The organism is Streptomyces sp. NPDC047706, assembly GCF_043204795.1.
In the GTDB taxonomy this organism is placed as follows: Bacteria; Actinomycetota; Actinomycetes; order Streptomycetales; family Streptomycetaceae; genus Streptomyces.
On the sequence record NZ_JBIDCW010000020.1, the window covers coordinates 17,599 to 42,759 of the forward strand.

Sequence of the window (25,161 nt, forward strand, 5' to 3'; positions counted from 1 at the left end):
CCGGCACCGGCGGAAAGCCCCCTTCGGAGGCCGTGCGCCGAGCGGTCTTCCGGGGTTCAGCGGGCCAGTGAGGCGGCGTCACCCATCACCACCACGGGGTGCCGGTCGGGGTCCAGCGAGCGCAGCAGTTCCTTCATGTGGGCCCGCCGCAGGGTGACGCAGGCCTGGGTGGGGCCGCCGTGGTCGACGTGGAACCAGATGCCCCCGCCACGCGCGGCGCCGAGCGGCCGGGTCCGGTCCAGGGGCGAGGTGCCGGGCCGGCGGTTGTAGTCGATGGCGACCACGTGGTCGAAGGAGCCGGACAGCGGCTCGCCCTCGAAACCGGAACCGGTCGCCGTGAACGCCGCCGAGTGGTCGTACGGCATCCGCGTCCCCGGGTCGGGGAGCAGGCCCCCGGCGTCGGTGAGGGTGTGGACGCCGACGGGTGAGCGCAGATCACCGAGCAGGTGCCGGTCGGTCCAGCCGAGCAGCGCGTTGTGCGCGGGCCAGCTCCTGCGCTGCTGCCAGCCGGCCAGGGTCCGCTCGTACAGGACGGCGACGGACAGCGGGGAGTTCCTGCCGAGGCCGGTCACCACGACGGCCTGGCGTGCGTCGGCGGGCACCTGGGCGCGGGTCAGCGGGCCGAGCCCCGGGCAGCGGCAGGGGGGCCGTCCCGAGGGACGGCCCCGGAGTGGGTCCGGGGGCCTTGGCCTCGGAGGCGACCGGCGGTCGGGCGGGTGCCGGGTCCGGGTGCCCGGCGTCCTCGGCGCCGCACCCGGTGAACAGCAGGGCGGCGGGCAGCAGGAACCGGCAGGTGCGTCTGATCATGTGCCGACCTTGACCGACACGGGTGGGGATCCCGCGGGGTTCCACGGCTGCGTCCACCCGCCCGGCGTACGCTCCCGTCACACCCGTCCCGTTCGAAAGGCTTCCCGCATGAGTGTCCGTGTCAGACGAGTCCAAGAACCACCCGAGCCCGAGGACGGCGTGCGCGTCCTGGTGGACCGGCTGTGGCCGCGCGGCCTGACCAAGGAGGCGGCAGGCGTGGACGAGTGGCCCAAGGGACTGACGCCGTCCACCGAACTGCGCCAGTGGTACCACGCGGGCGAGGGCTCGTACGAGGAGTTCGCGCGCCGTTACGAGGCGGAGCTCGCCGAGCCCGAGGCGGCGGAACTCCTGCAGGGGGTGAGGAAGTTGGCGGCCAAGGGCACGGTCACGCTGGTGACCGGTTCGAAGAACCTGGAGCAGGGTCACGTGGCGGTGCTGGCCCGCCTTCTGGAGTCCTGAGAAGGCGGGCCCCGGAGTGTCTCAGCCGGTCTGCCGGGCGGCCGCCCGCCCCGCCGCACGTCCCGAGAACAGGCAGCCGCCGAGGAAGGTGCCCTCCAGCGCGTTGTAGCCGTGCACGCCGCCGCCACCGAAGCCGGCGACCTCCCCCGCCGCGTACAGGCCGTCGAGCGGCTGCCCGTCGGCACCGAGAGCCCGGGAGTCGAGGTCGGTCTGGATGCCGCCGAGCGTCTTGCGGGTCAGCACGTGCAGCTTGACGCCGATCAACGGGCCCGCGGCCGGGTCGAGGATGCGGTGCGGGGTGGCCACGCGGCCGAGGCGGTCGCCGATGTAGCGGCGGGCGTTGCGAATGCCCTGTACCTGTGCGTCCTTGCCGTAAGGGTTGGACAGCTGGGCGTCGCGGGCCTCGATCTGACGGCGTATCACCTCGGCGTCGAGGAGCGGCTTGCCGGTGAGGCCGTTCATCTTCTCGACGAGTTGTTCGAGGGTGGCGGCGGTCACGAAGTCGGCGCCGTTGCGCAGGAAGGCCGCCACCGGGCCGGGCGCCCCCTTGCCGAGGACGCGTTCGCGCAGGAACGCCCTGCGGTCCTTGGCGGTGATGTCGGGGTTCTGCTCGGAGCCCGACAGCGCGAACTCCTTCTCGATGATCCGCCGGGTGAGGATGAACCAGGAGTGGTCGTGCTCCGCGATGTCCCCGGTGGTGCGCAGGTGCTTGAGGGTGCCGAGGGTGTCGTAGCCGGGCAGGCAGGGGTCGGGCAGCCGGCGGCCGAGGGCGTCGAACCACATCGAGGAGGGGCCGGGCAGGATGCGGATGCCGTGGCCGGGCCAGATGGGGTCCCAGTTCCGCAGGCCCTCGGTGTAGTGCCACATACGGTCGCGGTTGACCAGCCGCACGCCCGCCTCGGCGCTGATGTCGAGCATCCGGCCGTCGACGTAGGCGGGGACGCCGGTGACCATCTCGGCGGGCGGGGTGCCGAGCCGCTCGGGCCAGTGGCGCCGGACGATGTCGTGGTTGGCGCCGATGCCGCCGGTGGTGACGATCACGGCCTGCGCGGTGAGCTCGAACTCGCCGGCCGGGTCCCGGTTGGAGGCGACGCCTCGCGGGGAGTCGTCGTCGGCCAGCACCGTGCCGCGTACGCCGCGGGCGGCGCCGTCGCCGAAGACCAGCCGGTCGACCCGGTGCCGGTGATGGAAGGTCAGCAGCCCGTCGCGGGCGGCCTGCACGGCGTACCGCACGAACGGTTCCACCACTCCCGTGCCGGTGCCCCAGGCGATGTGGAAGCGGGGCACGGAGTTGCCGTGCCCGTGGGCGCGCAGGTCGCCGCGCTCGGCCCAGCCGACCGTGGGCAGGAACTTGATGCCGTGCCTCTCCAGCCACGACCGCTTCTCCCCCGCCGCGAACTCGACGTAGGCCCGCGCCCAGCGCACCGCCCAGGAGTCCTCGTCGTCGGTCCGGTCGAATCCGGCGCTGCCCTGCCAGTCGCTCCAGGCGAGGTCGAAGGAGTCCTTCACGCCGAGGCGCCGCTGCTCGGGCGAGTCGACGAGGAACAGCCCGCCGAAGGACCAGAACGCCTGCCCGCCGAGATTGGCGGCGTTCTCCTGGTCGACCAGCGCGACCCGGCGGCCCCGGCTGGTGAGTTCGTGCGCGGCGACCAGGCCCGCGAGGCCGGCTCCTACGACGATGACGTCGGCGTCCATGGCGATCGTCCTTTCCTGACTCATCGGGGGGTGCCGCTGCCGTCGGTCAGCAGCGCGGTGAGCAACTGCTTGAGCCACGCGCGCGCGTGCTCGACGTCCTTGTCCAGCAGCAGTTGGGTGGTGACTCCGTCGTACGCGGCGACCACCGCGTGGGCGGCGGCGTCGACGCCGCCCAGGACGGCGGGCAGTGCGGTGTGCGCGGGGACCGCCCGGGCGAGCCGCTCGGCGATCGCGCCGCGCAGCCGGCTCCGGTGCTCCAGCAGGGTCTGCGCCACGGCCGCGTCGCGCGCGGCGTGCACCAGGAAGTCCGTCTTGACCAGCAGCCAGTCCAGGTCGAGGAGCAGCACCTCGGTGACCCGGTCGACGGCGGCGGGTACGTCGAGGTCCGGTCCGTCCTGGGCGAGCGCGCCGGAGACCTGCTCGGCGATGAGGTCGGCGCGCTGGCGGTAGAGGGCGAAGAACAGCTCGTCGAGGCTGGCGAAGTTCGAGTAGAAGGCGCCCCGGCTGTACCCGGCGGCCTCGCACACCTCCTCGATCGACACCCGCCCGAAGCCCTTGGCCGCGAACACCGCGAACGCGGCGTCCAGGAGGTTGGCGCGGGTGCGGACGCGGCGCCTGGTGACGCGCCCGGCTGTTCGCTGCATGTACGGCCCTCCGTTCGATACGCGAATGTATCCGATACAGCGATGTATCCACAGGGTCGTGACGCCCCGGATTCCCCGGGCCATGATGCCCGCGACACTTGGAACACACATTCGAATCAGGGTTACGCTGGGGGCATGACCACGAACCTCCAGGGCTCGCTCTTCGACCAGAGCGACGAGGTCCGGCTCGGCCCGCTCCACGGGCTGCGCCGCACCGCGCTCGGCTCCGGCGCCTGGATCGACGTACTGCCGGGATGGCTGAGCGGGTCGGACGCATTGTTCGAACAGCTGGCGGCCGAGGTGCCGTGGCGGGCCGAGCGCCGCAAGATGTACGACCACGTCGTCGACGTGCCCCGGCTGCTGGCGTACTACGGCACCGGCGATCCGCTGCCGCACCCGGTGCTGGCCGAGGCACGGGACGCGCTGTCCGGGCACTACGCCCGCGAGCTGGGCGAGCCGTTCGCCACGGCGGGCCTGTGCCACTACCGGGACGGCCGCGACAGCGTGGCCTGGCACGGCGACCGGATCGGACGCGGCGCCCGGGAGGACACGATGGTCGCCATCCTGTCCGTCGGCGCACCCCGTGACCTGCTGCTCCGCCCGATGCACGGCGGCGGCAGAACCGTGCGGCGCCCGCTCGGGCACGGCGACCTGATCGTGATGGGCGGCTCCTGCCAGCGCACGTGGGAGCACTGCGTACCGAAGTCCACGCGCGCCACGGGCCCGCGTATCAGCATCCAGTTCCGCCCGCGGGGAGTGAACTGACCGTGCCCGCCCGGCACGCGCCCGGCCCCTCCCGCCGTCCCGGCTTCCTGATCTGCTTTGCTGTCCGTGTCGGGCGTGGACCTCACCAGGCGGGACGATCATGCGGGCAGACGTACGGGAAGTGGCCGGGGGCATCCACCTCGTGCACGGCAGCGACACCAACTGGGTGATCGTCAAGGACGGCGACGCCGTCACACTGGTCGACACCGGCTACCTCGGGGACCGGCAGCAGCTCCTCGACTCCCTCGCGGCGGTGGGGAGCGCGCCGGAGGCGGTCGCCGCGGTCCTGATCACCCACGCGCACAACGACCACCTCGGCTCCGCGCAGTACCTGAGCGCGACCTACGGCACGCCGGTGTATCTGCACGAGGCCGAAGTGCCGCACGCCCGCCGTGAGTTCCTGCACCAGGTCTCCGTGGGCCGGGTGCTGCGCAACGGCTGGCGTCCTGGTGTGCTGCCGTGGGCGGTGCACGCGCTGCGCTCCGGCGGCACCGCCCACATCCCGGTCGCGTCGCCCGAGCCGTTCCCTGCGGTGGGCCCGCTGGATCTGCCGGGACGTCCGGTGCCCGTGCACACGCCCGGCCACACCGACGGGCACTGCGTGTTCCACCTGCCGGACGCCGGAGTCGTGATCTCCGGAGACGCCCTGGTCAGCGGCCACGCCACCTCGCGGATCGCGGGCCCGCAGCTCCTTCCCGACATGTTCCACCGTGAGCGCGCCCAGGCGCTGGCCTCACTGACGGTGATCGAGGGTCTCGCGGCCGACGCCCTGCTGCCCGGCCACGGCCCGCTCCACCGGGGTTCCGTGCAGGACGCCGCCCGCCGGGCGCGGGAAGGGGCACTCTAGGCTCACGCCATGGCCTTGCAGATCAATGCCACCAACCCCGAACACCCCGCCCTCCTGCTGGAGCTGCCGTGGCATCTGCCGCTGGAGGAGTGGCCGCAGGAGCACCTCGTGCCGCTGCCGCGGGGCATCTCCCGCCACGTCGTGCGCTACGCCCGCGCGGGCAGCGAGGTCGTCGCCGTCAAGGAGCTGGCGCGCCGGCCCGCCCTGCGCGAGTACGAGCTGCTGCGCGACCTGGACCGGCTCGGCATCCCCGCGGTGGACGCCCTCGCCGTGGTCACCGGCCGCACGGACGCGGCCGGCGGCCCACTGGAGTCGGTGCTGATCACCCGGCACCTGGGCGGCTCGATGCCCTACCGGTCGATGTTCGAGACGACCATGCGCCCGGCCACCATGCACCGGCTGATGGACGCGCTGGCGGTGCTCCTGGTGCGGCTGCACCTCGCCGGCTTCGCGTGGGGCGACTGCTCGCTGTCCAACACCCTCTTCCGCCGGGACGCCGGTGCGTACGCCGCGTACCTGGTGGACGCCGAGACCGGCGAGCTGCACCCCCGCCTCAGCGACGGCCAGCGCGACTACGACCTGGACCTGGCCCGCGTCAACATCAGCGGCGAGCTGCTCGACCTGGAGGCGTCGGGCGCGCTGCACCCGTCGGTGGACCCCGTCGAGTTCGGCACGGAGATCTGCGCCCGCTACCGCGGCCTGTGGCAGGAGCTGACGCGCACCTCGGTCTACCCGGCGGGCAAGTACCACTACATGGAGCGCCGGATACGCCGCCTGAACGAGCTCGGTTTCGACGTCGCCGAGATGCAGATCGAGCACTCCGCCAACGGCGACACGGTGACCTTCGTGCCCAAGGTCGTCGACGCGGGCCACCACCAGCGGCAGCTGCTGCGCCTGACCGGGCTCGACACCGAGGAGAACCAGGCCCGGCGGCTGCTGAGCGACCTGGAGAGCTGGATGGCCACCCAGGACGACCACGACGCCCGCCCCGAAGTGCTCGCCCACCGCTGGGTGCGGGAGGTCTTCCGCCCGACGGTGCGCGCCGTGCCGCCGGAGCTGCGCGGTGCGATGGACCCGGCCGAGATCTACCACCAGCTCCTCGAACACCGCTGGTACCTCTCGGAGCGGGCCCAGCACGACATCGGCCTCGACACGGCCGTCGAGGACTACGTGGAGAACATCCTGCCACGCGCCCGCGAGCCGCTTCGACAACCGGCGTCCGAGTGACTCACGCGGGCGGTACGACCGCCACCGGGCACTCCGCGTGATGCAGGACGCCGTGCGCCACCGAACCGATCCGCGCCCCCACGGCCGTACGGCGCGCCCGGCGGCCGACGACCATCAGCTGGGCGCGTCCGGCCACCGACAGCAGCACCTGCCCCGCGCTGCCCATCTCCACGTGCTCCACCACGGGCACGTCCGGGAACCGCTCCCGCCACGGCTGCAACGCCTCGGCGAGCGCCTTCTGCTCGTACGGCTCCGGCCCGCCGGCCTCGTCGAGCAGCTTCAGGGAGCCGGGGCTGTAGGCGAAGACCGGCGGCAGCGTCCAGGCCCGCACGGCCCGCACCGTCGCCCCGCGCGCGGCTGCCGTCTCGAACGCGAACCCGAGCGCGGCGGCACCGTCCTGCGCGTCGCCCTCCTGTCCTACGACGATCTCGCGGCCGTCCACCTCGCCCGTGGCACGGTCGCCGGACCGCACCAGGACGACCGGGCGGGACGTCACGGCTATCACCTCCTGCCCCACCGAGCCGAGCAGGAAGCCCACGACCCGGCCGTGCCCCCGCGATCCGAGCACCAGCATCTCCGACTGGTCCGCCGCGGCGGCGAGGGCGTCGACGGCATCGCCCTCGACGATGTCGGTGGTCACCGCCAGGCCCGCGTACCGCCCGCCGACGGTCCGCACGCCCGCCTCCACCGCGTCGCGCACCCACCGCGCCTGCGTCTCGTGGTCGCCCTGGACGGCCTCGTGCGGCTCGTACCGCCAGGCGTGCACCACTCGGAGCGCCCGTCCGCGCCGGACGGCCTCGCGGCCCGCCCAGGCCAGTGCGGCGAGGCTCTCCTCCGATCCGTCGACCCCTGCGGTGATCGGGCGCGTCATCCCGGCTGCCTCCTCGTGTCGCGTGCACATCGTCAGCGCTCAGTCTTCCCTACGCTTCCGTCATGAGCCTCGCATGGGAGCAGGTAGTGGTGGACGCCGCCGATCCGGTGGCCCTCGGGAACTGGTGGGCGGAGGCGCTCGGCTGGGTGGTGATCAACGAGTCGGCCGAGGAGTACGAGATCCGGCCCGCCGCGGACCGTGCTCCGGGACTGCTGTTCGTGCCGGTGCCGGAGGCCAGGTCCGTCAAGAACCGCCTCCACCTCGACCTCCGCCCCGACGACCAGGAGGCCGAGGTCACCCGCCTGCTCGCGCTCGGGGCCCGGTCCGCGGACGTCGGCCAGGGCGAGCGCGCCTGGGTGGTGCTCGCCGACCCGGAGGGCAACGAGTTCTGCGTCCTGCGCTCGCGCCACCACTGAGCGGGCCCCCTGCGCGCGGGCGCGGGGGGCGGCGCCGAGCCTGAGCGAACCGGCGGGATCGAACATACGATGGCCGAAGCCGGGTGCGACGACCACGGGGGCGCCGTGCCCCGACACCGACCTCTCGGGGTGGGAGACGCATGGCACAGGCCGCCGACGCCGCGCGGACCGTCATCATGACCGTCGACGACGATCCGGGGGTCTCCCGCGCCGTCGCGCGGGACCTACGGCGACGCTACGGCCAGTCGTACCGGATCGTCCGCGCGGAGTCCGGCGGGTCCGCGCTGGAGGCGCTGCGTGAGCTGAAACTGCGCGGCGACCTCGTGGCGGTCATCCTGGCCGACTACCGCATGCCGCAGATGAACGGCATCGAGTTCCTGGAACTGGCCCTGGACGTCTACCCGGGCGCGCGCCGGGTGCTGCTGACCGCGTACGCGGACACCAACGCGGCCATCGACGCGATCAACGTCGTCGACCTCGACCACTACCTGCTCAAGCCGTGGGACCCGCCCGAGGAGAAGCTCTACCCGGTCCTCGACGACCTGCTGGACGCCTGGCGGCGCAGCGACCACCGTCCCGTGCCCAGCACCAAGGTCGTCGGGCACCGCTGGTCGGCGCGCTCCACGGACATCCGCGAGTTCCTGGCCCGCAACCAGGTGCCCTACCGCTGGTACTCGGCCGACGAGCCCGAGGGCCGGCGGCTGCTGGACGCAGCGGGCGCGGACGGGCAGCGGCTGCCGCTGGTGATCACCCCCGACGGCACGCCCCTCGTCGAGCCGGACGCGGCCGAACTCGCCGCCCACGTCGGCCTGGAGACACAACCGACCGCCGACTTCTACGACCTGGTCGTCATCGGCGGCGGCCCGGCCGGGCTCGGCGCCGCGGTGTACGGGGCGTCGGAGGGGCTGCGGACGGTCCTCGTGGAGCGGTCGGCGACGGGCGGGCAGGCCGGGCAGAGCTCGCGCATCGAGAACTACCTGGGCTTCCCGGACGGCGTGTCCGGCGCCCAGCTCACCGACCGGGCACGCCGGCAGGCGTCGAGGTTCGGCGCGGAGATCCTCACCGCGCGTGAGGTGACGGGACTGGAGGTCAACGGGGCCGCGCGGGTCGTGCGGTTCTCGGACGGTTCCCGGATCGCCGCGCACAGCGTGATCCTGGCGACCGGTGTGCAGTACCGGCGGCTGACCGCCGAGGGGTGCGACGAGCTGAACGGCTGCGGGGTGTACTACGGCTCGTCGCTCACCGAGGCGTCGTCGTGCCAGGGCCACGACGTGTACATCGTCGGCGGTGCCAACTCCGCCGGACAGGCGGCGATGTACCTGGCCCGGGGCGCCAAGTCGGTGACACTGCTGGTGCGCGGCGAGTCGCTGGCGGTGTCGATGTCGTACTACCTGATCCAGCAGATCGAGCGGGCGCCGAACATCTCGGTGCGCTGCGGCACGGTGGTCGAGTCGGCGCACGGCTCCGAGCACCTGGAGCAGCTGACGCTGCGCGACCTGGCGACGGGGCACACCGAGCTCGTGGACGCGCAGTGGCTGTTCGTGTTCATCGGCGCGGCGCCGCTGACCGACTGGCTGGACACCACGGTGCTGCGGGACGAACGCGGGTTCATCCTGGCCGGGCCCGACCTCACGCCCGACGGGCGGCCACCGGCGGACTGGGAGCTGGACCGGCCGCCGTACCACCTGGAGACCAATGTGCCGGGCGTGTTCGTGGCGGGCGACGCCCGCTCCGAGTCGGCCAAGCGGGTCGCGTCCGCCGTCGGCGAGGGGGCCATGGCCGTCATGCTCGTCCACCGGTATCTGGAGCAGTCATGAGCGGACGGACGATGCCGTGCGACCCGAAGGAGATCGGCTCCCTGTTCCTGTTCGAGAAGCTCACCCCCGAGCAGCTCGGACGGCTGTGCGAGGCGGGCCGGGTGGAACGCTTCGAGGCCGGGCCGGTGTACACCGAGGGCGAGCCGGCCACCTGCTTCTACGTGATGCTCGACGGCACGGTCGTGCTGTACCGGCGGGTCGGCGGGGACGACGTGGAGGTCACCCGGACCTCGCAGCGGGGCGTGTACGCGGGGGCCATGCAGGCCTACCTCGGCGACCGTGTCCGGCAGGTCTACAACAACTCGATGCGGGTGACCGGCCCGACCCGCTTCTTCGTGCTGCCCGCCGGCACGTTCGCGAGCATCATGCAGGAGTGGTTCCCGATGGCGGTGCATCTGCTGGAGGGGCTCTTCTTCGGTTCCAAGAGCACCCAGCGGGCCATCGGGCAGCGTGAACGGCTGCTGGCGCTCGGCTCGTTGTCGGCCGGGCTCACGCACGAGCTGAACAACCCCGCGGCGGCGGCCGTGCGGGCGACGGCGTCGCTGCGTGAGCGGGTGGCGAAGATGCGGCACAAGCTCGGCGTCATCTCCGCCGGGCCGTATCCCCGTGAGGCACTCGCGAACCTGATCGAGATCCAGGACCGCACTGCCGAACGCGTCGCGAAGGCGCCCACGCTGAGTCCGCTGGAGGCGGCGGACCGGGAGGACGCCGTGAGCGACTGGCTGGACGAGCACGGCATCCCCGACGGCTGGCGGCTCGCGCCCACCTTCGTGCAGGCCGGACTCGATCCGGACTGGCTGGACCAGGTCGCGGCCGCCGTGGACGAGGAGATACTGCCGGGCGCGATCGGATGGCTGAACTACACGGTCGAGACCGAGCTGCTGATGGACGAGATCCAGGACTCCACGGCCCGGGTCACGCAGCTGGTGGACGCGGCGAAGCAGTACTCACAGCTCGACCGGGCCCCCTACCGGATGGCCGACGTGCACGAACTCCTCGACAGCACCCTGCTGATGCTGTCCGGCAAGATCGGCCCGCGGATCAAGGTCGTCAAGGACTACGACCGAACGCTGCCGGACGTCCCCGCCTACCCGGCGGAGCTCAACCAGGTGTGGACCAACCTGATCGACAACGCGGTCGCCGCGATCAACAGCGAGGGCGGCGAAGGCGCGTTGACGGTGCGCACGGCACGCGACCACGACCGCCTGCTGGTGGAGTTCCGCGACACCGGTCCCGGAGTGCCGCCGGAGATCCGGGACCGGATCTTCGACCCCTTCTTCACCACCAAGCCGGTGGGCGAGGGCACCGGACTCGGCCTGGACATCTCCTGGCGGATCGTGGTCAACAAGCACCACGGCACTCTCCAGGTGGAGTCCGTGCCGGGCGACACCCGGTTCCAGGTACTGCTTCCGCTCACCGCCACCGAGGACGAGACGGCCCCCGAGGAGTCGGCATGACCAGTGACATCAGCGGCATCGACCCGGGCGTCCCGCCCAGCGGCACGGGATGCGAGGAGTGCGACGAGGTCGGCGGGTGGTGGTTCCACCTGCGGCGCTGCGCCCAGTGCGGGCACATCGGCTGCTGCGACTCCTCGCCCGCCCAGCACGCCACCGCCCACTACAAGGCCACCGGCCATCCGGTGATGCGGAGTTTCGAACCGGGCGAGAAGTGGTTCTGGAACTTCGCGACGAAGGAGGCGTACGAGTCCGGGCCCGAGCTGGCGCCACCGGTGAGCCATCCGGCGGACCAGCCGGCGCCGGGTCCTGCCGGGCGGGTGCCCGCCGACTGGACCCGCACGCTGCGGCAGTGAGGCCGGGCCTCCTGATCACCTCGGAGCCCCCGCGCGGGGTCCGGCAGCGCACTCCAGGCTCTGGAGGTCGACGGCGTCGGCGAGCGCCCGCATCCCCTTGTCGTTCGGGTGCAGATGGTCGCCGTTGTCGAAGAACGGCATGAGCCGCTCGGGGTCGTAGGGGTTGCGCAGGATGCGGTCGAAGTCGGTGACGGCGTCGAACGTGCCGCTGTTCCTGATGAACGCGTTGACCTGCGCGAACGCGCCCGTGCCGGTCTGCCGTCCCTCGCCCCGACCCGGCACTGACCAGGGCCGCGCAGGCGCACAGCGACGACATGGTGGCCCGTGACTTCTGCTCCCACACCGCACCGGACGGCAGCCGGCCCTGGGACCGGGCCGCCGCCGCGGGCTGCACCCGCCGCTCGGTCGGCGAGAACATCGCCTGCGGCCGGCGTTCCCCCGCCGAGGTGGTGACCGGCTGGATGAACAGCCCCGGCCATCGGGCCAACATCCTCAAGCCTGACTTCACCCACATCGGTATCGGCTTCGCCGGGGGCGGCCGGGCGGGGACGTACTGGACCCAGCTGTTCGGGGGCTGAGCGACGGCGGCGAGCCGGCCGGGGGCCCGGATCCACGCCCCCAGTTCCCCGGGCGATGTTGGCAGAACGCCATACACCGGACAGGATGCCCGCATGAAGGGTGACCTCTTTTCCAGTGAGCACATGGTCCAGCCCGCGCAGGCGCCGGGCATGACCGTCGAGAACGCCAAGTGCGTCAGGTACGCCGTCAACGGCGAGATGCTGGCCCGTCAGGGAGCGATGATCGCCTACCGCGGCAACCTCGCCTTCGAGCGCAAGGGCCAGGGCGTGGGCGGCATGCTCAAGCGTGCCGTCACCGGTGAGGGGCTGCCCCTGATGGCGGTGCGGGGCCAGGGCGAGGCCTGGTTCGCGCACGAGGCGCAGAACTGCTTCGTCATCGATGTCGAACCCGGCGACGAGTTCACGGTCAACGGCCGCAACGTCCTTTGTTTCGACGCCACGTTGTCGTACCGGATCGCGACGGTGAAGGGCGCGGGCGTCACCGGCGGCGGGCTGTTCAACAGCGTCTTCAGCGGGCAGGGCCGGCTGGGCCTGGTGTGTGACGGCAGCCCGCTGGTCATCCCCGTCTCGGCGCAGTATCCGGTGTACGTCGACACGGACGCGGTGGTCGGCTGGACCGCCGGACTCCAGACCTCCCTGCACCGCTCGCAGTCCATCGGCTCGATGCTGCGCGGCGGTTCGGGTGAGGCCGTCCAGCTGATGCTTCAGGGCGAGGGGTACGTCGTCGTGCGGCCGAGCGAGGCGACGCCGCACAAGGCCCAGCAGCACTGAACGGAGCACACCACCCGGCGGTCCTGAAGTGATCTGTGCCGCACGAGCAACCCCCCGGACTCCACCGACGTCTTGATCGACAACAGTGACGCCCTGGCCCACGGGGCCAGGGCGGCTTCTCCGGGTGCTATACACCCCATGTATACGCATCGTGTATACACGAAGGGCATACATGTACGGCAAGGCAGTCGCTCCCGAGTACCAGGGCGCCCTCACCACCCTGTCCGTGAACTCCTCGCTGGTCGACGTACTGGCAACCGGCCTCCAGCAGTTGAAGGCCGCCGAACAGGCCGGGGAACCCGGCGAGGTGGCCCGCTGCGGGCTCGCGGTCGCCGAGGCGCACCGGCGGCTCGGCCAGGTCCGCGAGGCGGACCAGGCGTGGAACGCGAGCTACCGCGTTGCGCGGGACGCCGGGAACACGGCCGCGATGGCGTGGGCGATGTGGAGCGGCGGCACGCCGGCCCGGCAGTGCGGCGCGTTCGCGCTGGCCCGCCGGCTGCTGGGGCTCGCGGCCGAACTCGGCGAGCGCGGCGGCGACATCGTGGTCCGCGGCTACTCGCTGGCGGGCCTCGCCGAGACCGGCCGCATCCAGGGCGACTACGAGTCCGTGGGCCGGCTGCACGAGCAGCTGCTGGCCGAGGCCCGCCGGCGCGGCGAGGCGCGGCACACGGTCTGGGCGCTGGAGGGCATCGCCCAGATGCATCGCAACACCGGGTCCTACGACCGGGCCCACGCGCTGTTCGAGGAGGCGGCCGGGATCGCCGCGGGCGCCGACGACCGGCGCGGTCACGCCTGGGCGCTGCGCGGGCTCGCCGACGTAGTCTCCGTGCGGGACGGCGACACGGAGCGGGCGCTCGCCCTGCTGGGCGAGGCGGAGTCGACGTGCCGGGCGATGAATCTGACGAGCGCGCTGGCCTACAACCACAAGATGCGCGGCAACGTCCTCTACCGCGCCGGACGGTACACCGAGGCCCGCGACCTCTACGAGCAGGCGCTGGCGGAGTTCCGCGGCATGAGCGAACCGCGCGGCGAGGCGCTCGCCCGGCTCGGTCTGGCCAAGTCACTCGCCCAGCTGGGCCGCGACCGCGAAGAGACCGCCCGGGAACTGGCTTCCCTGGCCGCCGAGTTGGACCGCATCGGGCTGCGGCACGCGCGGGAGATGGTGGCGCGGGCGCAGCGGGAGTTCGGCCTCGACACGGAGCGGGCCCTGGAGGTCGCACGGTGACGGCGCTCGACTCCGCCGTCCGCGCCCCGGCGTCCGCGCCCGAGGTCCTGCGCCGTTGCCGGGAGCTGGTGCGGCCCGCACTGCGGGAGGCGGTCGGGCGGATGCACCCCTGGACGGGGGAGATGGCGGCGTACTCCTTCGGCTGGTGCGAGATCGGCGGTGCACCGGCCGTCGCGCCGGGCGGCAAAGGGGACCGGCAGGCGCTGGCGGTGCTGGGCGCGGAGGCGGCCGGGGCGCCCGGGGAGAGCGGCGTGCCGGCGGCCGTCGCGGTGGAGCTGGTGCACGCCGGACTCCGGGGGATGCCGGGGCTCCGTGCCGAGCGAGGCGGATGCGGCACGGCGCACTGACGAATCGTCAAAGATGCCGTCCTGCCCGAATCGGCGCCCCGGGCGTTGAACACACTCCGTGGCGCCCCGCGTACCTCTGGGAAAGGTGAGAGCCAGGCGTTCAGAGGGATGACCATGAGCAAGGCGTACGTCTCCGCACACCAGTTGGTCGCCGGGAGGTACCGGCTCCTGGAGACCGTCCATCGCGAATCGAACCGCGTCTGCTGGTACGGGGAGGACGTCGAGGCCGGGCGCCCGTGCCTGCTGACCCAGGTCGGGCTCCCGGGCGAGCCCGACGGGGACTCCGCGCGCCGGACCGTCGGCCGCATCATGCGCACCTCGGAGACGATGGCCCGGCTGCGCCCCGGCCAGGTCGCCACCGTCGTCGAAGCGGTCGCGCAGGAGGGCGTGCTGTGGACGGTCACGGAGTGGCTGGGCGGCACGCCGCTCGGGGAACTTCTCTCCGAACACGGCTCGTTGAACTACGTGCGGGCGGCCCGGATCGGGCTGGAGCTGCTCGACGTGCTGGAGGCCGCGCACGGCGAGGGCATCACCCACGGCGAGCTGAGCCCCGGCCAGATCCTCGTCCGCGAGGAGGGCCCGGTCGTCGTGGCGGGCTTCGGGCTGGCCGGCGCGACACTGGCCCCCCGGCTCACGGCACTGTCGTACGCCTCACCGGAGCAGGCCCGCGACGAGCGGATCGGCCCCGCCGCCGACCTGTGGGCGCTGGGCGCGATCCTGTACACCATGGTCGAGGGACGCCCGCCGTTCCGGGAGCGGGACCGGCCCGAGGCCACGCTGAAGAGCGTGGACCGGCTTCCGCTGCGCACACCGCTGCGCGCCGGGCCGCTCGCCCAGGTCGTGCAGGGGCTGCTGCGCAAGGACGGCCGGGAGCGCCTCACCCGGCCCGTGGCACGCCAGGCGCTCACCCGGGTCGTCAAGGAGGACGCCGACGCGGCGCCGCCCCCCGCGCCGGGCCCCCGGCTGCGCCGTGCCTACACGACCGCCCTGCACGCCACCGACCCGGGGTGGAGCAGAAGGACCCTGATCGCCGGGACGGCGCTGGCCGTCGTCACGGTCGCGGTCGCCGTGCTCGCGGTGACACGTGAGCTGCCGGGCTCGGACACGTCCGCGTCGGGCGGCGAGCCCCGCCCGCCGGTCTCCGCCGGCACACCGGAGCCGGACCGCCCGTCCACTGCGGCACCGACGCCGACGGCTCCGGCCCCGAGCACCCCGGCCGAGCCGCCCACGGCCACGCCCCCGTCGCCCTCGGCCCCGGCCCTGCCGCCGGGCTTTCGCACCTACCGTTCCCCCGAGGGCTTCTCCGTCGCCCTTCCCCAGGGCTGGAAGCCGTTGAGCACCACGCGGGCGTCCGACCTGGCGTACCGCGTGGTGATCGGCGCACCCGGCGACCCGCGTACGCTCGCGGTGACGTACAGCTCGCGCGTGGGTCCGGATCCGGTCGCCGTCTGGCGCGACGACGTCGAACCCGGGCTGAAGGAGACCGCCGAGGACTACCGGAGGCTCGGAAACATCCGCGCGACCACGTACCGGGGACAGGCCGCGGCCGAGATGGAGTGGCTCGCCGACGTCGACGGGACCCGGGTGCGCACGCTGGGCCGCGGGTTCCTCATCGGCGGGGGCAGCGGCTACTCACTGCGCTGGACCACCCCGGCCGGGGACTGGGACGACGCGGGCAACCGGCAGGCCCTGGACGCCTTCTTCCGCACCTTCCGGCCGGCCGGGGCCTGACTGCCGCCGCCCCCTGGTCCGTACGGCACTGTGCCGTTTCCACCCGCCCCGCGCGGAAACACGCCCCCCATGGTGCAAATCGGATACACGATGATGACCGAACAGGCCGGTCCCCGTGATCTCGTGGACCACGTGGTGCGGGCCGAGGCAGCGGGCTTCGACTTCTCCGTGACCTCGGACCACTACTTTCCGTGGCTGCGCTCGCAGGGTCACTCACCGTACGCGTGGAGTGTGCTGGGCGCGGCCGCGCAGGCGACGGACCGGATCCCGCTGATGACCTACGTGACCTGCCCGACCTTCCGCTACCACCCGGCGGTGGTGGCGCAGAAGGCGGCGACCGTGCAGCTGCTGTCCCAAGGCCGCTTCCGGCTGGGGCTCGGGTCCGGCGAGAACCTCAACGAGCATGTGGTGGGCGGCGGATGGCCGTCCGCCGACGTCCGGCACGAGATGCTGCAGGAGGCGGTCGAGATCATCCGGGCGCTGTTCGGGGGCGGCCATGTGAACCACCACGGCACGCACTTCGACGTGGAGTCGGCCCGGCTGTGGGACCTGCCCGAGCAGCCGCCGCAGATCGGCATCGCCGTCTCCGGGGAGCAGTCCTGCGCGCTGGCGGGGCGGCTCGCCGACCTGGTCATCGCCACCGAACCGCAGCCCGGCCTGCTGGAGGCCTTCGACCGGCACGGCGGTGCCGGCAAGCCACGAGTGGGCCAGCTCCCGATCTGCTACGACACCGACCGGGACGCGGCGCTGAAGCGGGCGCACGCGCAGTTCCGCTGGTTCGGCAGCGGCTGGAAGGTCAACTCCGAGCTGCCGCACCCGGACTCCTTCGAGTCGGCCACCCAATTCGTCACCCCGGACGACGTCGCCGCGTCGATCCCGTGCGGCGCCGAGCCGGAGGACTTCGTGGCGGCGGTGCGCCCGTACGCCGAGGCCGGGTTCACGGAGATCGCGCTGGTGCAGATCGGCGGCGATTCGCAGCCGGAGTACCTGGACTGGTCGGCGAAGACCCTGCTGCCGGCGCTGCGCGACGCCCTCGGCTGAACGGGCCCTTCACGGTCCGGCCCCCGGAGGAACTCCCCGTGAGGAACTCCCCGTAGTGCGGGGGTGGACCGGAGAATCACCCTCAGGACTGAGCATCACGTGCACGACGGGGGTACTAGAGGTCTCTACGACCGTTCTCCCCGGAGGCCCTCTGGTGAACCCCAATGTGCACAAGAGCCTGGTCATGCAGCTCCAGGCGGGCGCCACGGACCGCTTCCCCGTGCTCGCCCACCTGAGCTACGACGCCGACGACCCTTTCGCCGTCACGGCGGTGTTCAGCCACGACGGACATGTGCTCGCCCGGTGGCGGCTGGACCGCGAGATGCTCCTCGACGGGCTGCGTCGGCCCGTCGGCGTCGGCGACGTGCGGTTCCGCCCGGTGTCGACGGGGGTGTGGGAGGAATTGCGCCTGGAGTTCCTCGGAGACGTCCGTTCGGACGGCGAACGCCATCACGCGGTGGTGTTCGCCTGGGCCGCGGCGGTCGAGTCGTTCCTGCGCCAGACCTACGAGATCGTCGCACCCGGGCAGGAGCAGATCGAGGTGGACGACTTCCTGGCCGAGGTCATCGCCGACGGCTGAGCGGCCGTGCCGATGCCGGGCCGTGCGGCGGGAGCCGGCGCGAGCGTACGGATACCCGTTGCGCGCGGCGGGAGTTGAGTAGCCGTACTCATGCCCGCGTCGCACGCCGCCGACACGATGGGGCTCCCACGAAGAGGAGAGCGCCCATGTCCGCTGTCGGTCCCGAACCACGCCGGATCTCCCCGCTGTCCGCCGCCCGCTCCGGCCGGCGCCTGCCCCTGCTGCTCGCCGGGCTGGTGGTCGCGGCCCTGGCGGTGTCCGCCTGGGAGCCGTACGACCGGGCGACCTGGTTCCTGGAGACGGTGTGGGTGATCGTCGGACTGCCGGTGCTCTTCCTGACCTGGCGGCGGTTCCCGATGACCGGCCTGCTGTGCTGCCTGCTGGCCGCGCACGCGCTGGTCCTGGTGCTGGGCGGCCACTACACCTACGCACGGGTCCCCCTCGGCGACTGGGCGCGTGACACCTTCGGCCTGGACCGCAATCCCTACGACCGGTTCGGGCACCTCATGCAGGGCTTCGTACCGGCCGTCCTGGTACGGGAGTTGCTCCTGCGCACCTCACCGCTGCGCGGCAGCCGCTGGCTGGCGCCGCTGACCGTGTGCGCGTGCCTCGCCTTCAGCGCGGTCTTCGAGATGCTGGAGTGGGCGGCGGCCGTGATCGGCGGCGAGGCGGCGGACGCGTTCCTGGCCACACAGGGCGATGTGTGGGACACGCAGTGGGACATGTTCTGCGCCCTGGCCGGCGCCACCGCCTCGCTGCTCCTGCTCAGCCGGTTCCACGACCGGCAGCTGGGCGCGCTGACCCGCCGATGACGTGTCAGTGACCGGTGTTGCTCGTGTGGCGGTGCCGGGTCCACAGCGGCAGTGCGAACCAGCACAGCACGTACCAGACCACCACTCCGGCCACGATCCACGGGACGTAGGGGTCGTGGGTCGCCACGCGCAGTATCAGCAGCAGCGTGCAGATCATGGTGACGAGCAGCAGGATCAGGCCGATGAAGGTCAGCCGGGAGGCCAAGGTCACCGCCTGCGGCTTCATCCGGCGGCCGGACACCAGGCGATGCAGCGACACCGGGCCTATCAGCGCACCGGTCGCCGCGGCGCCGACCACCACGGTCACGATGTAGATCCTGCGGTCCATGTCGGACAGGTCCGCGAAGGTCGGGGTGAAGACGACGGTCAGCAGGAAGCCGAACAGGATCTGCACGCCCATCTGCGCGACACGGACCTCCTGGATGAGGTCGACCCACATGCGGTCGGCCCGCTCCTCCTCGGTCTCGTCGCGTCCTCTGGGACGGTGCACGCTGCCTTCCGCGGTCGTCACGGTTCCTCCCGGTCGAGAAATTCCGAAAATCATTTCCCCACCGGGTTCCCCGTGCACGGCTGCGCTACCAGCGACCTTCGACCTGGTCCTTGATCCGCGTGGTGTAGAGGTCCTGGATCGCGTCGAGCGTGGTTCCGGGCAGGTCCGGCAGCATCGCGGCGTCCGCGTTGGCGCGGGCCTGCGCGGCGGAGCGCGCGCCGGGGATCACGGTGGTGACGCCGGGCTGCTGGACGATCCAGCGCAGGGCCAGCTGGGCCGGGGTGTATCCCTCGGGGGCGAGTGCGGCGAACTCGGCGGCGGCCTCGACGCCGGTCGTGTAGTCGACGCCGGAGAACGTCTCGCCCTGGTCGAAGGCCTCACCCTGCCGGTTGTAGGTGCGGTGGTCGTTCTCCGGGAAGACGGTGTCCTTGGTGTACTTGCCGGACAGCAGGCCGGAGGCCAGCGGCACCCGGGCGATGACGCCGACGCTGGCCTCCCGGGCGACTGGCAGCACCTCACGCAGCGGCTTCATCCGGAACGGGTTCAGGATGATCTGCACGCTCGCCACGTTCGGCCGGGCGATCGCCGTGAGCGCCTCGGCGCAGGTCTCCACGCTCACTCCGTACGCGGCGACGCGCTCCTCCTCGACGAGGGTGTCGAGGGCGTCGAAGACCTCGCCGGAGGAGTAGACGGGCGTGGGCGGGCAGTGCAGCTGCACCAGGTCGACGCGGTCGACGCCGAGGTTGCGGCGGGACCGGTCGTTCCAGGCGCGGAAGTTGTCGAGGACGTAGTTCTCGGGGATCTGCTCGACCCGGCGGCCCATCTTGGTGGCGACCAGCACATGGAGGTCCGGCCGGCTGCTCAGGAACGTGGCGATGGTCTCCTCGCTGCGTCCGTCGCCGTAGACGTCGGCGGTGTCGAAGAAGGTCACCCCCGACTCGGCCGCCGCCTCCAGGACCGTGAGGGCTTCCTTGTCGTCGACGTCTCCCCAGTCGGCGCCCAGTTGCCAGGTGCCCAGCCCGACGACCGACGCATGCTGACCCGACCTGCCGAATTCACGCTCTTCCATGCGCGTCAGTCTGTCACCTGCCACCGGCGTGCGCGGCAGCGGTGGCCACGGACCGCCACCTGCGCGTCCCTCACTCACCGGGGTGAGGGAACACGGCAGGCGCACGATTCTTTCGCCGACGGCTCGGTGGAGATCCCGTTGACCGGTCCCGACGATCCGGCCGACGCCGGACGGACGGGCGCGCACGCCCTGTCGCTTCGGCGGTGCGGCCTGTCGAGGACCTTCCCGGGTGGGACTCGGCGGTCTTGCTGGACGCGGCACCGGCCGGTGCCCGGCGGCGCCGCTCACGTGTTCAGCAGCGCGCTCGTGCGGCGGGTGCTGGGCCGAGCCGGGCTACCTCAGCGTGCGGCCGTGTGCCGTGCGGGCGAGCTTCGGGCCGAGCCAGCGCTTGAGCCGGCGCAGCGCCTCCAGTTGCCCGGCCGCGCGGTCGAGCCGGTAGTACAACTGCGGCGGGACGTACGGCAGCAGGGGCGAGTGCCGCTGCCCCAGCAGGGCGAACATGCGCTCGGGCGGGAGCTGGATGTAGCGCGGCAGGTTCTCGTACCACTGGGCGCTGTAGCGGGCGGCGCTCTGCGTGGGCAGCAGAGCCGCCTTGCGTTCCTGCTCGTAGCGGGCGAGGGCCTGCGGGAGGGTGGGCTGCTCCCGCAGGGCCGTCGCCAGCGCGACGGCGTCCTGGAGGGCGAGGGTGGTGCCGGCGCCGATGGAGTAGTGCGTGGTGTGGGCGGCGTCGCCGACGAGGACGAGGTTGTCGCGGTACCAGGTGCGGTTGGTGAGGGTGCGGAAGTTCAGCCACTGGGCGCTGCCCCGGGCGGCGGAGCGGCCGATCAGCCGGTGGCCGTCGAGGACGGTGGCGAAGAGCTTCTCCAGCAGGGTCAGTCCGTCGCCCTCGCCCGCGCGGTCGAGACCGAGTCCGGTGAGGGTCTCGGGAGCGCACTCGACGACGCAGGTGCTGCGCCCGGCGTCGAAGGGGTAGCCGTAGCACCAGATCCAGCCGTGCCCGGTCTCGACGAAGGCGAAGGTGAAGGAGTCGAAGACCTTGGTGGTGCCGAGCCAGACGTAGGAGTTGCGGCCCGCCGTGACCTCCGTGCCGAAGTGGCCGGCGTGCCGGGTGCGCAGGGCGCTGCGGACTCCGTCGGCGGCCACGACCAGGTCGGCGTCCGGCAGCTGGTCCGGGCCGATCTCGCGCTCGTGCTCGACACGGACGCCCAGGGCGCGGGCCCGGTCGGCGAGGATCTCAAGGAGCCGGTGGCGGCCGATACCGAAGCCCTGGTCGCCACGGTGCCGTGTGCTGAGGTCCCGGACGTGCGCGACGCCCTCGTCCCAGCAAACGGAGTGGCCCTTGAGGGCGCGGGCCGACTCGGGGTCGTGCTCGTGAAGGGTGTCGAGCAGTCCGCGCCAGTACGTGACGCCCCAGCCGTACGTCGAGCCCTCCGGGTCGCGTTCGTGGACGGTGATGGCATGGGACGGGTCCTGCCGCTTGAGCAGGATCGAGAGATACAGGCCGGCGGGCCCGCCACCGACGCAGGCGACCTTCACGCACACCCCTAGGGATTACTCAAGGCGATCATTGCGCGACGCAGGGTAGCAGGCGGGTTCGGCTGCGGCCGCTCTCCTGAAATCGCGTCATCTTTGCGGAGTGAGCCAGGCCACGCGTGGCGTGGCGGCGGGCGAAGGATCGCCGCGAAGATCGCGGCCAGGGGAAGGAATTCCCTCTTCCGGGCTGTCCGGGCTGTCGTGTCGGCAAGATCGCCTTGATTCAACCTTGCATGAGATGTGGGCACTTGTCCGGATCGAGGCCAACCTGGTGCGGGCGATTTCTCCCGCTCTCGGCCGGGCCGGTAGGCATGCGGAGTCGTCACTCGAACGACCTGCCGAAAGCAGCGTCCACCGAACCCCTGGAGGTCCGCATGCCGGAACTCAGCCGTCGCCGTGCGCTCACCGCCGCGGCCACCCTCGCCGCCACCGCCGGCGCCGCCGCAGTCGTCGCCTCCGGCGCGGCGGCCGACGCCAGCACCACCCCCGCCACCCGCGCCACGCCGGGAGCGGCCGGACACGAGCACGGCCACCACTCCCCGGCCTCCTTCGACGAGGTCTACAAGGGCCGCCGGATACAGGGCCACCCGGTCGCCGGGGGCGGGCACCAGCATCACGGCGGCGGCTACGCCGTGTTCGTCGACGGCGCGGAACTGCATGTGATGCGGAACGCCGACGGCACCTGGATCAGCGTGGTCAGCCACTACGACCCGGTGCCGAACCCGCGTGCCGCCGCGCGTGCCGCGGTCGACGAGCTGCAGGGCGCCCAGCTCGTGCCGCTCCCCGCCAACTGACCTTCCCGCACCGCATCTGGAGTCCTCCGCACATGACCGTCCGCAAGAACCAGGCCGTCCTGTCCGCCGGCGAGAAGCGGCGTTTCGTCGCCGCGCTCATGGAGCTCAAGCGCAGCGGCCGCTACGACGAGTTCGTCACGACCCACAACGCCTTCATCCTCGCCGACACCGACAACGGCGAACGCACCGGCCACCGTTCGCCGTCCTTCCTGCCCTGGCACCGCAGATACCTGCTCGAATTCGAGCGCGCGTTGCAGTCGGTGGACGCGTCGGTGACGCTGCCGTACTGGGACTGGACCGCCGACCGCACGGTGCGGTCCTCGCTGTGGGGCCCCGACTTCCTCGGCGGCAGCGGGCGGGCCCGGGACGGGCGGGTGCAGGACGGGCCGTTCTCCGGGGCGGGCGGCGACTGGCCGATCAACGTACGGGTGGACGGGCGGACGTTCCTGCGCCGGTCGCTGGGTGGCGGGGTGCGTGAGCTGCCGACCCGGGCCGAGGTCGAGTCGGTACTCGCCATGGCGACGTACGACACGGCGCCGTGGAACAGCGCCTCGGACGGCTTCCGCAACCACCTGGAGGGCTGGCGCGGCGTCAATCTGCACAACCGGGTGCACGTGTGGGTCGGCGGTCAGATGGCCACCGGGGCCTCCCCCAACGACCCGGTGTTCTGGCTGCACCACGCCTTCGTCGACAAGCTGTGGGCCGAGTGGCAGCGCCGGCACCCGGACTCCGGCTACCTCCCGGCGGCCGGGACGCCGAACGTGGTCGACCTGAACGAGCCGATGAAGCCGTGGAACGACGCGACCCCGGCGGATCTGCTGGACCACACCGCCCACTACACGTTCGACACGGACGCCTAGCGCCCCGGTGGGCGGGTGGCGCCGAGGACGGTGCGGGTCACTTGCGCGACCCGGACGGCGCCCCCGCCGCCGCGGACCCGTTCACCACGTCCACGTCGCCCACCCGGACGTACGCGAGCCGGTGGCCGAACTGGATCTCGTAGAACTCCTCGTCGCCCTGCACCACCCGGAAGGCGCTGCCGGAGCCCGACTTGTCGACATAGGTACCGGTGACGCGGTCCTGGGTCACATAGCGCTGGCCCGCGAGGAGGCCGTACGGCAGCGGTGCCTGGTCCTGCGCCGCCACGTCGTCCGGATAGGCGTCCGGCTCCGGGTAGGCACGCCCGTAGACCGGGATCTCGCTCAGCCCCTCCTTGGGGGTCACCATCCGGCCGGTCGTCCCGATCGCCGTCGGGCGTGTCCTCGGGTTCTTGAACCAGGCCCGGTTGCCCTGGTACCAGATCGCCGTCCAGTCGCCGCGCCGACCGGCGACCGCGAAGACCTGTCCCGCGGAGACCCGTGATCCCAGGTCGTTGACGTCCTCCGTGGAGGGGTCGCCGTCCGGGCGGCGGCCGGGGTCCTGGATCAGCGGGGCGTCGTCGCGGGGCTCGGTGTGCAGCCGGACCGCGCTGGAGCCGTGCGGCGCGCACGGGACACCGCTGGTCCTGCAGCCCGTGAACAGCGGCTTGTGGGTCTCGTAGTCGGGCAGCACGACCACCATGTCGCTGTCCCGTCCGGCCCTGCCGCGCAGCGGCGCACCGAGCAGGTCGAAGTAGTGCTCCCAGTCCCAGTAGGGGCCGGGGTCGTCGTGCATGTCGGGGATGGTCACGCCCACCGGGGACGGCACGTTGTCGTGGCCGAAGATGTGCTGGCGGTCGAGCGGGATGTCGTACTTCTTGGCCAGGTAGCGCACCAGGCGCGCCGACGCCTGGTACATCTGCTCGGTGTACCAGGTGTCGGGCTGGGCGAGGATCCCTTCGTGCTCGATGCCGATCGAACGGGCGTTGATGTACTGGCTGCCGGAGTGCCGGGCCGCGTCCTTCGTCCTGACGTGCTGCACGACGTGCCCGTCACTGGAGCGGACCGAGTAGTGCCATGACACCTCGTAGGGGTTCTTGACCGTCTTGAGCATCGCCGGCAGCGGACCCTCGGTGTCGTGGATGACGATGTACTCGACCTGCTGGTCGTTGGGCCGGTCGGCCGGGTCGTAGTTGCCGTACTCGCCGTCACCGATCTCGACGTGCGGCGCCCTGACCCAGGAGCAGGACAGCTCGGGCGGGCACTCGATGTCCTTCGGCCGGAGCGGGTCGGCCGGACGGGCCTTCACGCCGGGGCTCGCGGGGAGGACGATCTGCTGTCCCACGTCGGTGGTGCGCCGCGCACCGCGCCGGATGACGTCGAAGACATCGCTCGCGAACATGTTCGCCGACACGGCGTCGGCCATGCCCGGGAAGCGTGCCACCGCCTCCCACCAGTCGGACGGGTCGGCGCTGAGCGGCTTGCCGAGCTCGCGCTGCGTCGCCGCCAGCAGTGCCGCGCCGCCGCGCACGTTGGCTGCCGGGTCCGTGCGCAGCTGTTCCACCGGGACCCCGACGAGGCGGGCGGCGCGTTGCAGGTCGGCGGGTTGCACGGAGCGGCTGCCGGGGGTGTTCTCCTTGCCCGGCGCGGCCTGCGGTCCCGCGTTCGCGCGGCCGCCCGTGCCCGGCAGCGCGCCCTGGACGTGCGGCCTGTCCACCAGGTGCATCGGCCCGTAGCCGCCGGCGACGCTCGGCGCGCCCCGGTGGGAGTCCCACCGCGTCTGCTGGTACGACACGCCCATGAGCACGCTGGGCGGCACGCCGTACTCGGCGGCGGCGGCCGTGAAGACGTCCTGCAGACGCCGCTCCTCCGCCGCGCTGTTCCCGGCCGCGGGACCGCTGTCGGAGTGGGGCACGCTCAGCAGCGTGACCAGCAGGGGGACCTGGAGCGCCACCGACGCGGTCACGCAGACGAT

23 protein-coding genes and 3 pseudogenes are annotated in these 25,161 nt (G+C 72.4%); 18 read left to right on the plus strand and 8 right to left on the minus strand.

What is annotated here, in order from left to right:
* Window positions 1–56: 56 nt before the first annotated feature.
* Window positions 57–807: pseudogene (locus tag ACGF8A_RS23050) on the minus strand (hypothetical protein).
* Window positions 808–915: 108 nt separating this feature from the next.
* On the opposite strand from ACGF8A_RS23050, the gene ACGF8A_RS23055 reads away from it, so the two are divergent.
* Entirely contained in the window at window positions 916–1,266 is a 351-nt protein-coding gene (locus ACGF8A_RS23055) for a DUF488 domain-containing protein (protein ID WP_393111051.1), read from the plus strand.
* Window positions 1,267–1,287: 21 nt separating this feature from the next.
* Here ACGF8A_RS23055 and ACGF8A_RS23060 read toward each other — a convergent pair whose 3' ends face one another.
* Window positions 1,288–2,961, minus strand: a complete 1,674-nt coding sequence (locus tag ACGF8A_RS23060; RefSeq protein ID WP_393111053.1) for an FAD-binding dehydrogenase — start codon at window positions 2,959–2,961, stop codon at window positions 1,288–1,290.
* Between the two features lie 20 nt (window positions 2,962–2,981).
* Window positions 2,982–3,605, minus strand: coding sequence for a TetR/AcrR family transcriptional regulator (locus tag ACGF8A_RS23065; RefSeq protein ID WP_393111055.1), 624 nt, complete (start codon window positions 3,603–3,605; stop codon window positions 2,982–2,984).
* Between the two features lie 135 nt (window positions 3,606–3,740).
* On the opposite strand from ACGF8A_RS23065, the gene ACGF8A_RS23070 reads away from it, so the two are divergent.
* The 3 genes from ACGF8A_RS23070 to ACGF8A_RS23080 all read left to right on the plus strand — a co-directional run bounded on the left by ACGF8A_RS23070 (window position 3,741) and on the right by ACGF8A_RS23080 (window position 6,444).
* Complete coding sequence (locus ACGF8A_RS23070; RefSeq protein ID WP_393111057.1) at window positions 3,741–4,370, plus strand: alpha-ketoglutarate-dependent dioxygenase AlkB; 630 nt, start codon at window positions 3,741–3,743, stop codon at window positions 4,368–4,370.
* Between the two features lie 100 nt (window positions 4,371–4,470).
* Entirely contained in the window at window positions 4,471–5,217 is a 747-nt protein-coding gene (locus tag ACGF8A_RS23075; protein WP_393111059.1) for an MBL fold metallo-hydrolase, read from the plus strand.
* A 9-nt stretch (window positions 5,218–5,226) separates the two neighbouring features.
* Window positions 5,227–6,444: a DUF4032 domain-containing protein gene (locus ACGF8A_RS23080; RefSeq protein WP_393111061.1), complete on the plus strand. Its 1,218-nt coding sequence runs from the start codon at window positions 5,227–5,229 to the stop codon at window positions 6,442–6,444.
* Window position 6,445: 1 nt separating this feature from the next.
* On the opposite strand, the gene ACGF8A_RS23085 is transcribed toward ACGF8A_RS23080, so the two are convergent.
* Window positions 6,446–7,315: a universal stress protein gene (locus ACGF8A_RS23085; protein WP_393111063.1), complete on the minus strand. Its 870-nt coding sequence runs from the start codon at window positions 7,313–7,315 to the stop codon at window positions 6,446–6,448.
* Window positions 7,316–7,377: 62 nt separating this feature from the next.
* On the opposite strand from ACGF8A_RS23085, the gene ACGF8A_RS23090 reads away from it, so the two are divergent.
* The 12 genes and pseudogenes from ACGF8A_RS23090 to ACGF8A_RS23145 all read left to right on the plus strand — a co-directional run bounded on the left by ACGF8A_RS23090 (window position 7,378) and on the right by ACGF8A_RS23145 (window position 18,443).
* Window positions 7,378–7,731 (plus strand): VOC family protein, encoded by a 354-nt coding sequence (locus ACGF8A_RS23090; protein ID WP_393111065.1) that lies wholly within the window; start codon window positions 7,378–7,380, stop codon window positions 7,729–7,731.
* 140 nt (window positions 7,732–7,871) lie between these two features.
* On the plus strand, window positions 7,872–9,548 hold the full coding sequence (locus ACGF8A_RS23095; RefSeq protein ID WP_393111067.1) for an FAD-dependent oxidoreductase: 1,677 nt from the start codon (window positions 7,872–7,874) through the stop codon (window positions 9,546–9,548).
* A complete protein-coding gene (locus ACGF8A_RS23100; RefSeq protein ID WP_393111069.1) occupies window positions 9,545–11,005 on the plus strand; it encodes an ATP-binding protein in 1,461 nt (486 codons plus the stop codon). The genes ACGF8A_RS23095 and ACGF8A_RS23100 overlap by 4 nt, the downstream gene beginning before the upstream one ends.
* Window positions 11,002–11,358, plus strand: coding sequence for a UBP-type zinc finger domain-containing protein (locus tag ACGF8A_RS23105; RefSeq protein ID WP_393111071.1), 357 nt, complete (start codon window positions 11,002–11,004; stop codon window positions 11,356–11,358). Before ACGF8A_RS23100 ends, ACGF8A_RS23105 begins: the two co-directional genes overlap by 4 nt.
* Before the next feature lie 231 nt (window positions 11,359–11,589).
* Window positions 11,590–11,936: pseudogene (locus tag ACGF8A_RS23110) on the plus strand (CAP domain-containing protein); the annotation flags it as partial.
* A 93-nt stretch (window positions 11,937–12,029) separates the two neighbouring features.
* Complete coding sequence (locus tag ACGF8A_RS23115; protein WP_393111073.1) at window positions 12,030–12,707, plus strand: AIM24 family protein; 678 nt, start codon at window positions 12,030–12,032, stop codon at window positions 12,705–12,707.
* 172 nt (window positions 12,708–12,879) lie between these two features.
* Window positions 12,880–13,932, plus strand: a complete 1,053-nt coding sequence (locus ACGF8A_RS23120; protein ID WP_393111075.1) for a tetratricopeptide repeat protein — start codon at window positions 12,880–12,882, stop codon at window positions 13,930–13,932.
* Window positions 13,929–14,216 (plus strand): annotated as a pseudogene (locus ACGF8A_RS23125) (polyprenyl synthetase family protein); the annotation flags it as partial. The gene ACGF8A_RS23120 and the pseudogene ACGF8A_RS23125, both read left to right, overlap by 4 nt.
* Window positions 14,217–14,393: 177 nt before the next feature.
* Window positions 14,394–16,010: a serine/threonine-protein kinase gene (locus tag ACGF8A_RS23130; protein WP_393111077.1), complete on the plus strand. Its 1,617-nt coding sequence runs from the start codon at window positions 14,394–14,396 to the stop codon at window positions 16,008–16,010.
* 69 nt (window positions 16,011–16,079) lie between these two features.
* The gene (locus tag ACGF8A_RS23135; RefSeq protein ID WP_393111079.1) at window positions 16,080–17,051 is read left to right on the plus strand and encodes an LLM class F420-dependent oxidoreductase; all 972 of its coding nucleotides are present in this window, start codon (window positions 16,080–16,082) and stop codon (window positions 17,049–17,051) included.
* A 154-nt stretch (window positions 17,052–17,205) separates the two neighbouring features.
* A complete protein-coding gene (locus tag ACGF8A_RS23140; RefSeq protein WP_393111081.1) occupies window positions 17,206–17,631 on the plus strand; it encodes an SsgA family sporulation/cell division regulator in 426 nt (141 codons plus the stop codon).
* Window positions 17,632–17,777: 146 nt separating this feature from the next.
* On the plus strand, window positions 17,778–18,443 hold the full coding sequence (locus tag ACGF8A_RS23145; protein ID WP_393111083.1) for a DUF2238 domain-containing protein: 666 nt from the start codon (window positions 17,778–17,780) through the stop codon (window positions 18,441–18,443).
* A gap of 4 nt (window positions 18,444–18,447) precedes the next feature.
* Here the strand turns inward: ACGF8A_RS23145 and ACGF8A_RS23150 are convergent, their stop codons facing one another.
* The 3 genes from ACGF8A_RS23150 to ACGF8A_RS23160 form a co-directional block, all read right to left on the minus strand.
* Window positions 18,448–18,987, minus strand: a complete 540-nt coding sequence (locus ACGF8A_RS23150; RefSeq protein ID WP_393111085.1) for a DUF6328 family protein — start codon at window positions 18,985–18,987, stop codon at window positions 18,448–18,450.
* A gap of 31 nt (window positions 18,988–19,018) precedes the next feature.
* Window positions 19,019–20,002, minus strand: a complete 984-nt coding sequence (locus ACGF8A_RS23155) for an aldo/keto reductase (RefSeq protein ID WP_393111087.1) — start codon at window positions 20,000–20,002, stop codon at window positions 19,019–19,021.
* Window positions 20,003–20,335: 333 nt separating this feature from the next.
* Window positions 20,336–21,538 (minus strand): FAD-dependent monooxygenase, encoded by a 1,203-nt coding sequence (locus tag ACGF8A_RS23160; RefSeq protein ID WP_393111089.1) that lies wholly within the window; start codon window positions 21,536–21,538, stop codon window positions 20,336–20,338.
* 371 nt (window positions 21,539–21,909) lie between these two features.
* On the opposite strand from ACGF8A_RS23160, the gene ACGF8A_RS23165 reads away from it, so the two are divergent.
* Window positions 21,910–22,329 (plus strand): tyrosinase cofactor, encoded by a 420-nt coding sequence (locus tag ACGF8A_RS23165; RefSeq protein ID WP_393111091.1) that lies wholly within the window; start codon window positions 21,910–21,912, stop codon window positions 22,327–22,329.
* A gap of 32 nt (window positions 22,330–22,361) precedes the next feature.
* Complete coding sequence (locus ACGF8A_RS23170; protein ID WP_393111093.1) at window positions 22,362–23,189, plus strand: tyrosinase family protein; 828 nt, start codon at window positions 22,362–22,364, stop codon at window positions 23,187–23,189.
* 37 nt (window positions 23,190–23,226) lie between these two features.
* Here the strand turns inward: ACGF8A_RS23170 and ACGF8A_RS23175 are convergent, their stop codons facing one another.
* The gene (locus ACGF8A_RS23175; RefSeq protein ID WP_393111095.1) at window positions 23,227–25,152 is read right to left on the minus strand and encodes an N-acetylmuramoyl-L-alanine amidase; all 1,926 of its coding nucleotides are present in this window, start codon (window positions 25,150–25,152) and stop codon (window positions 23,227–23,229) included.
* Window positions 25,153–25,161: the final 9 nt, after the last annotated feature.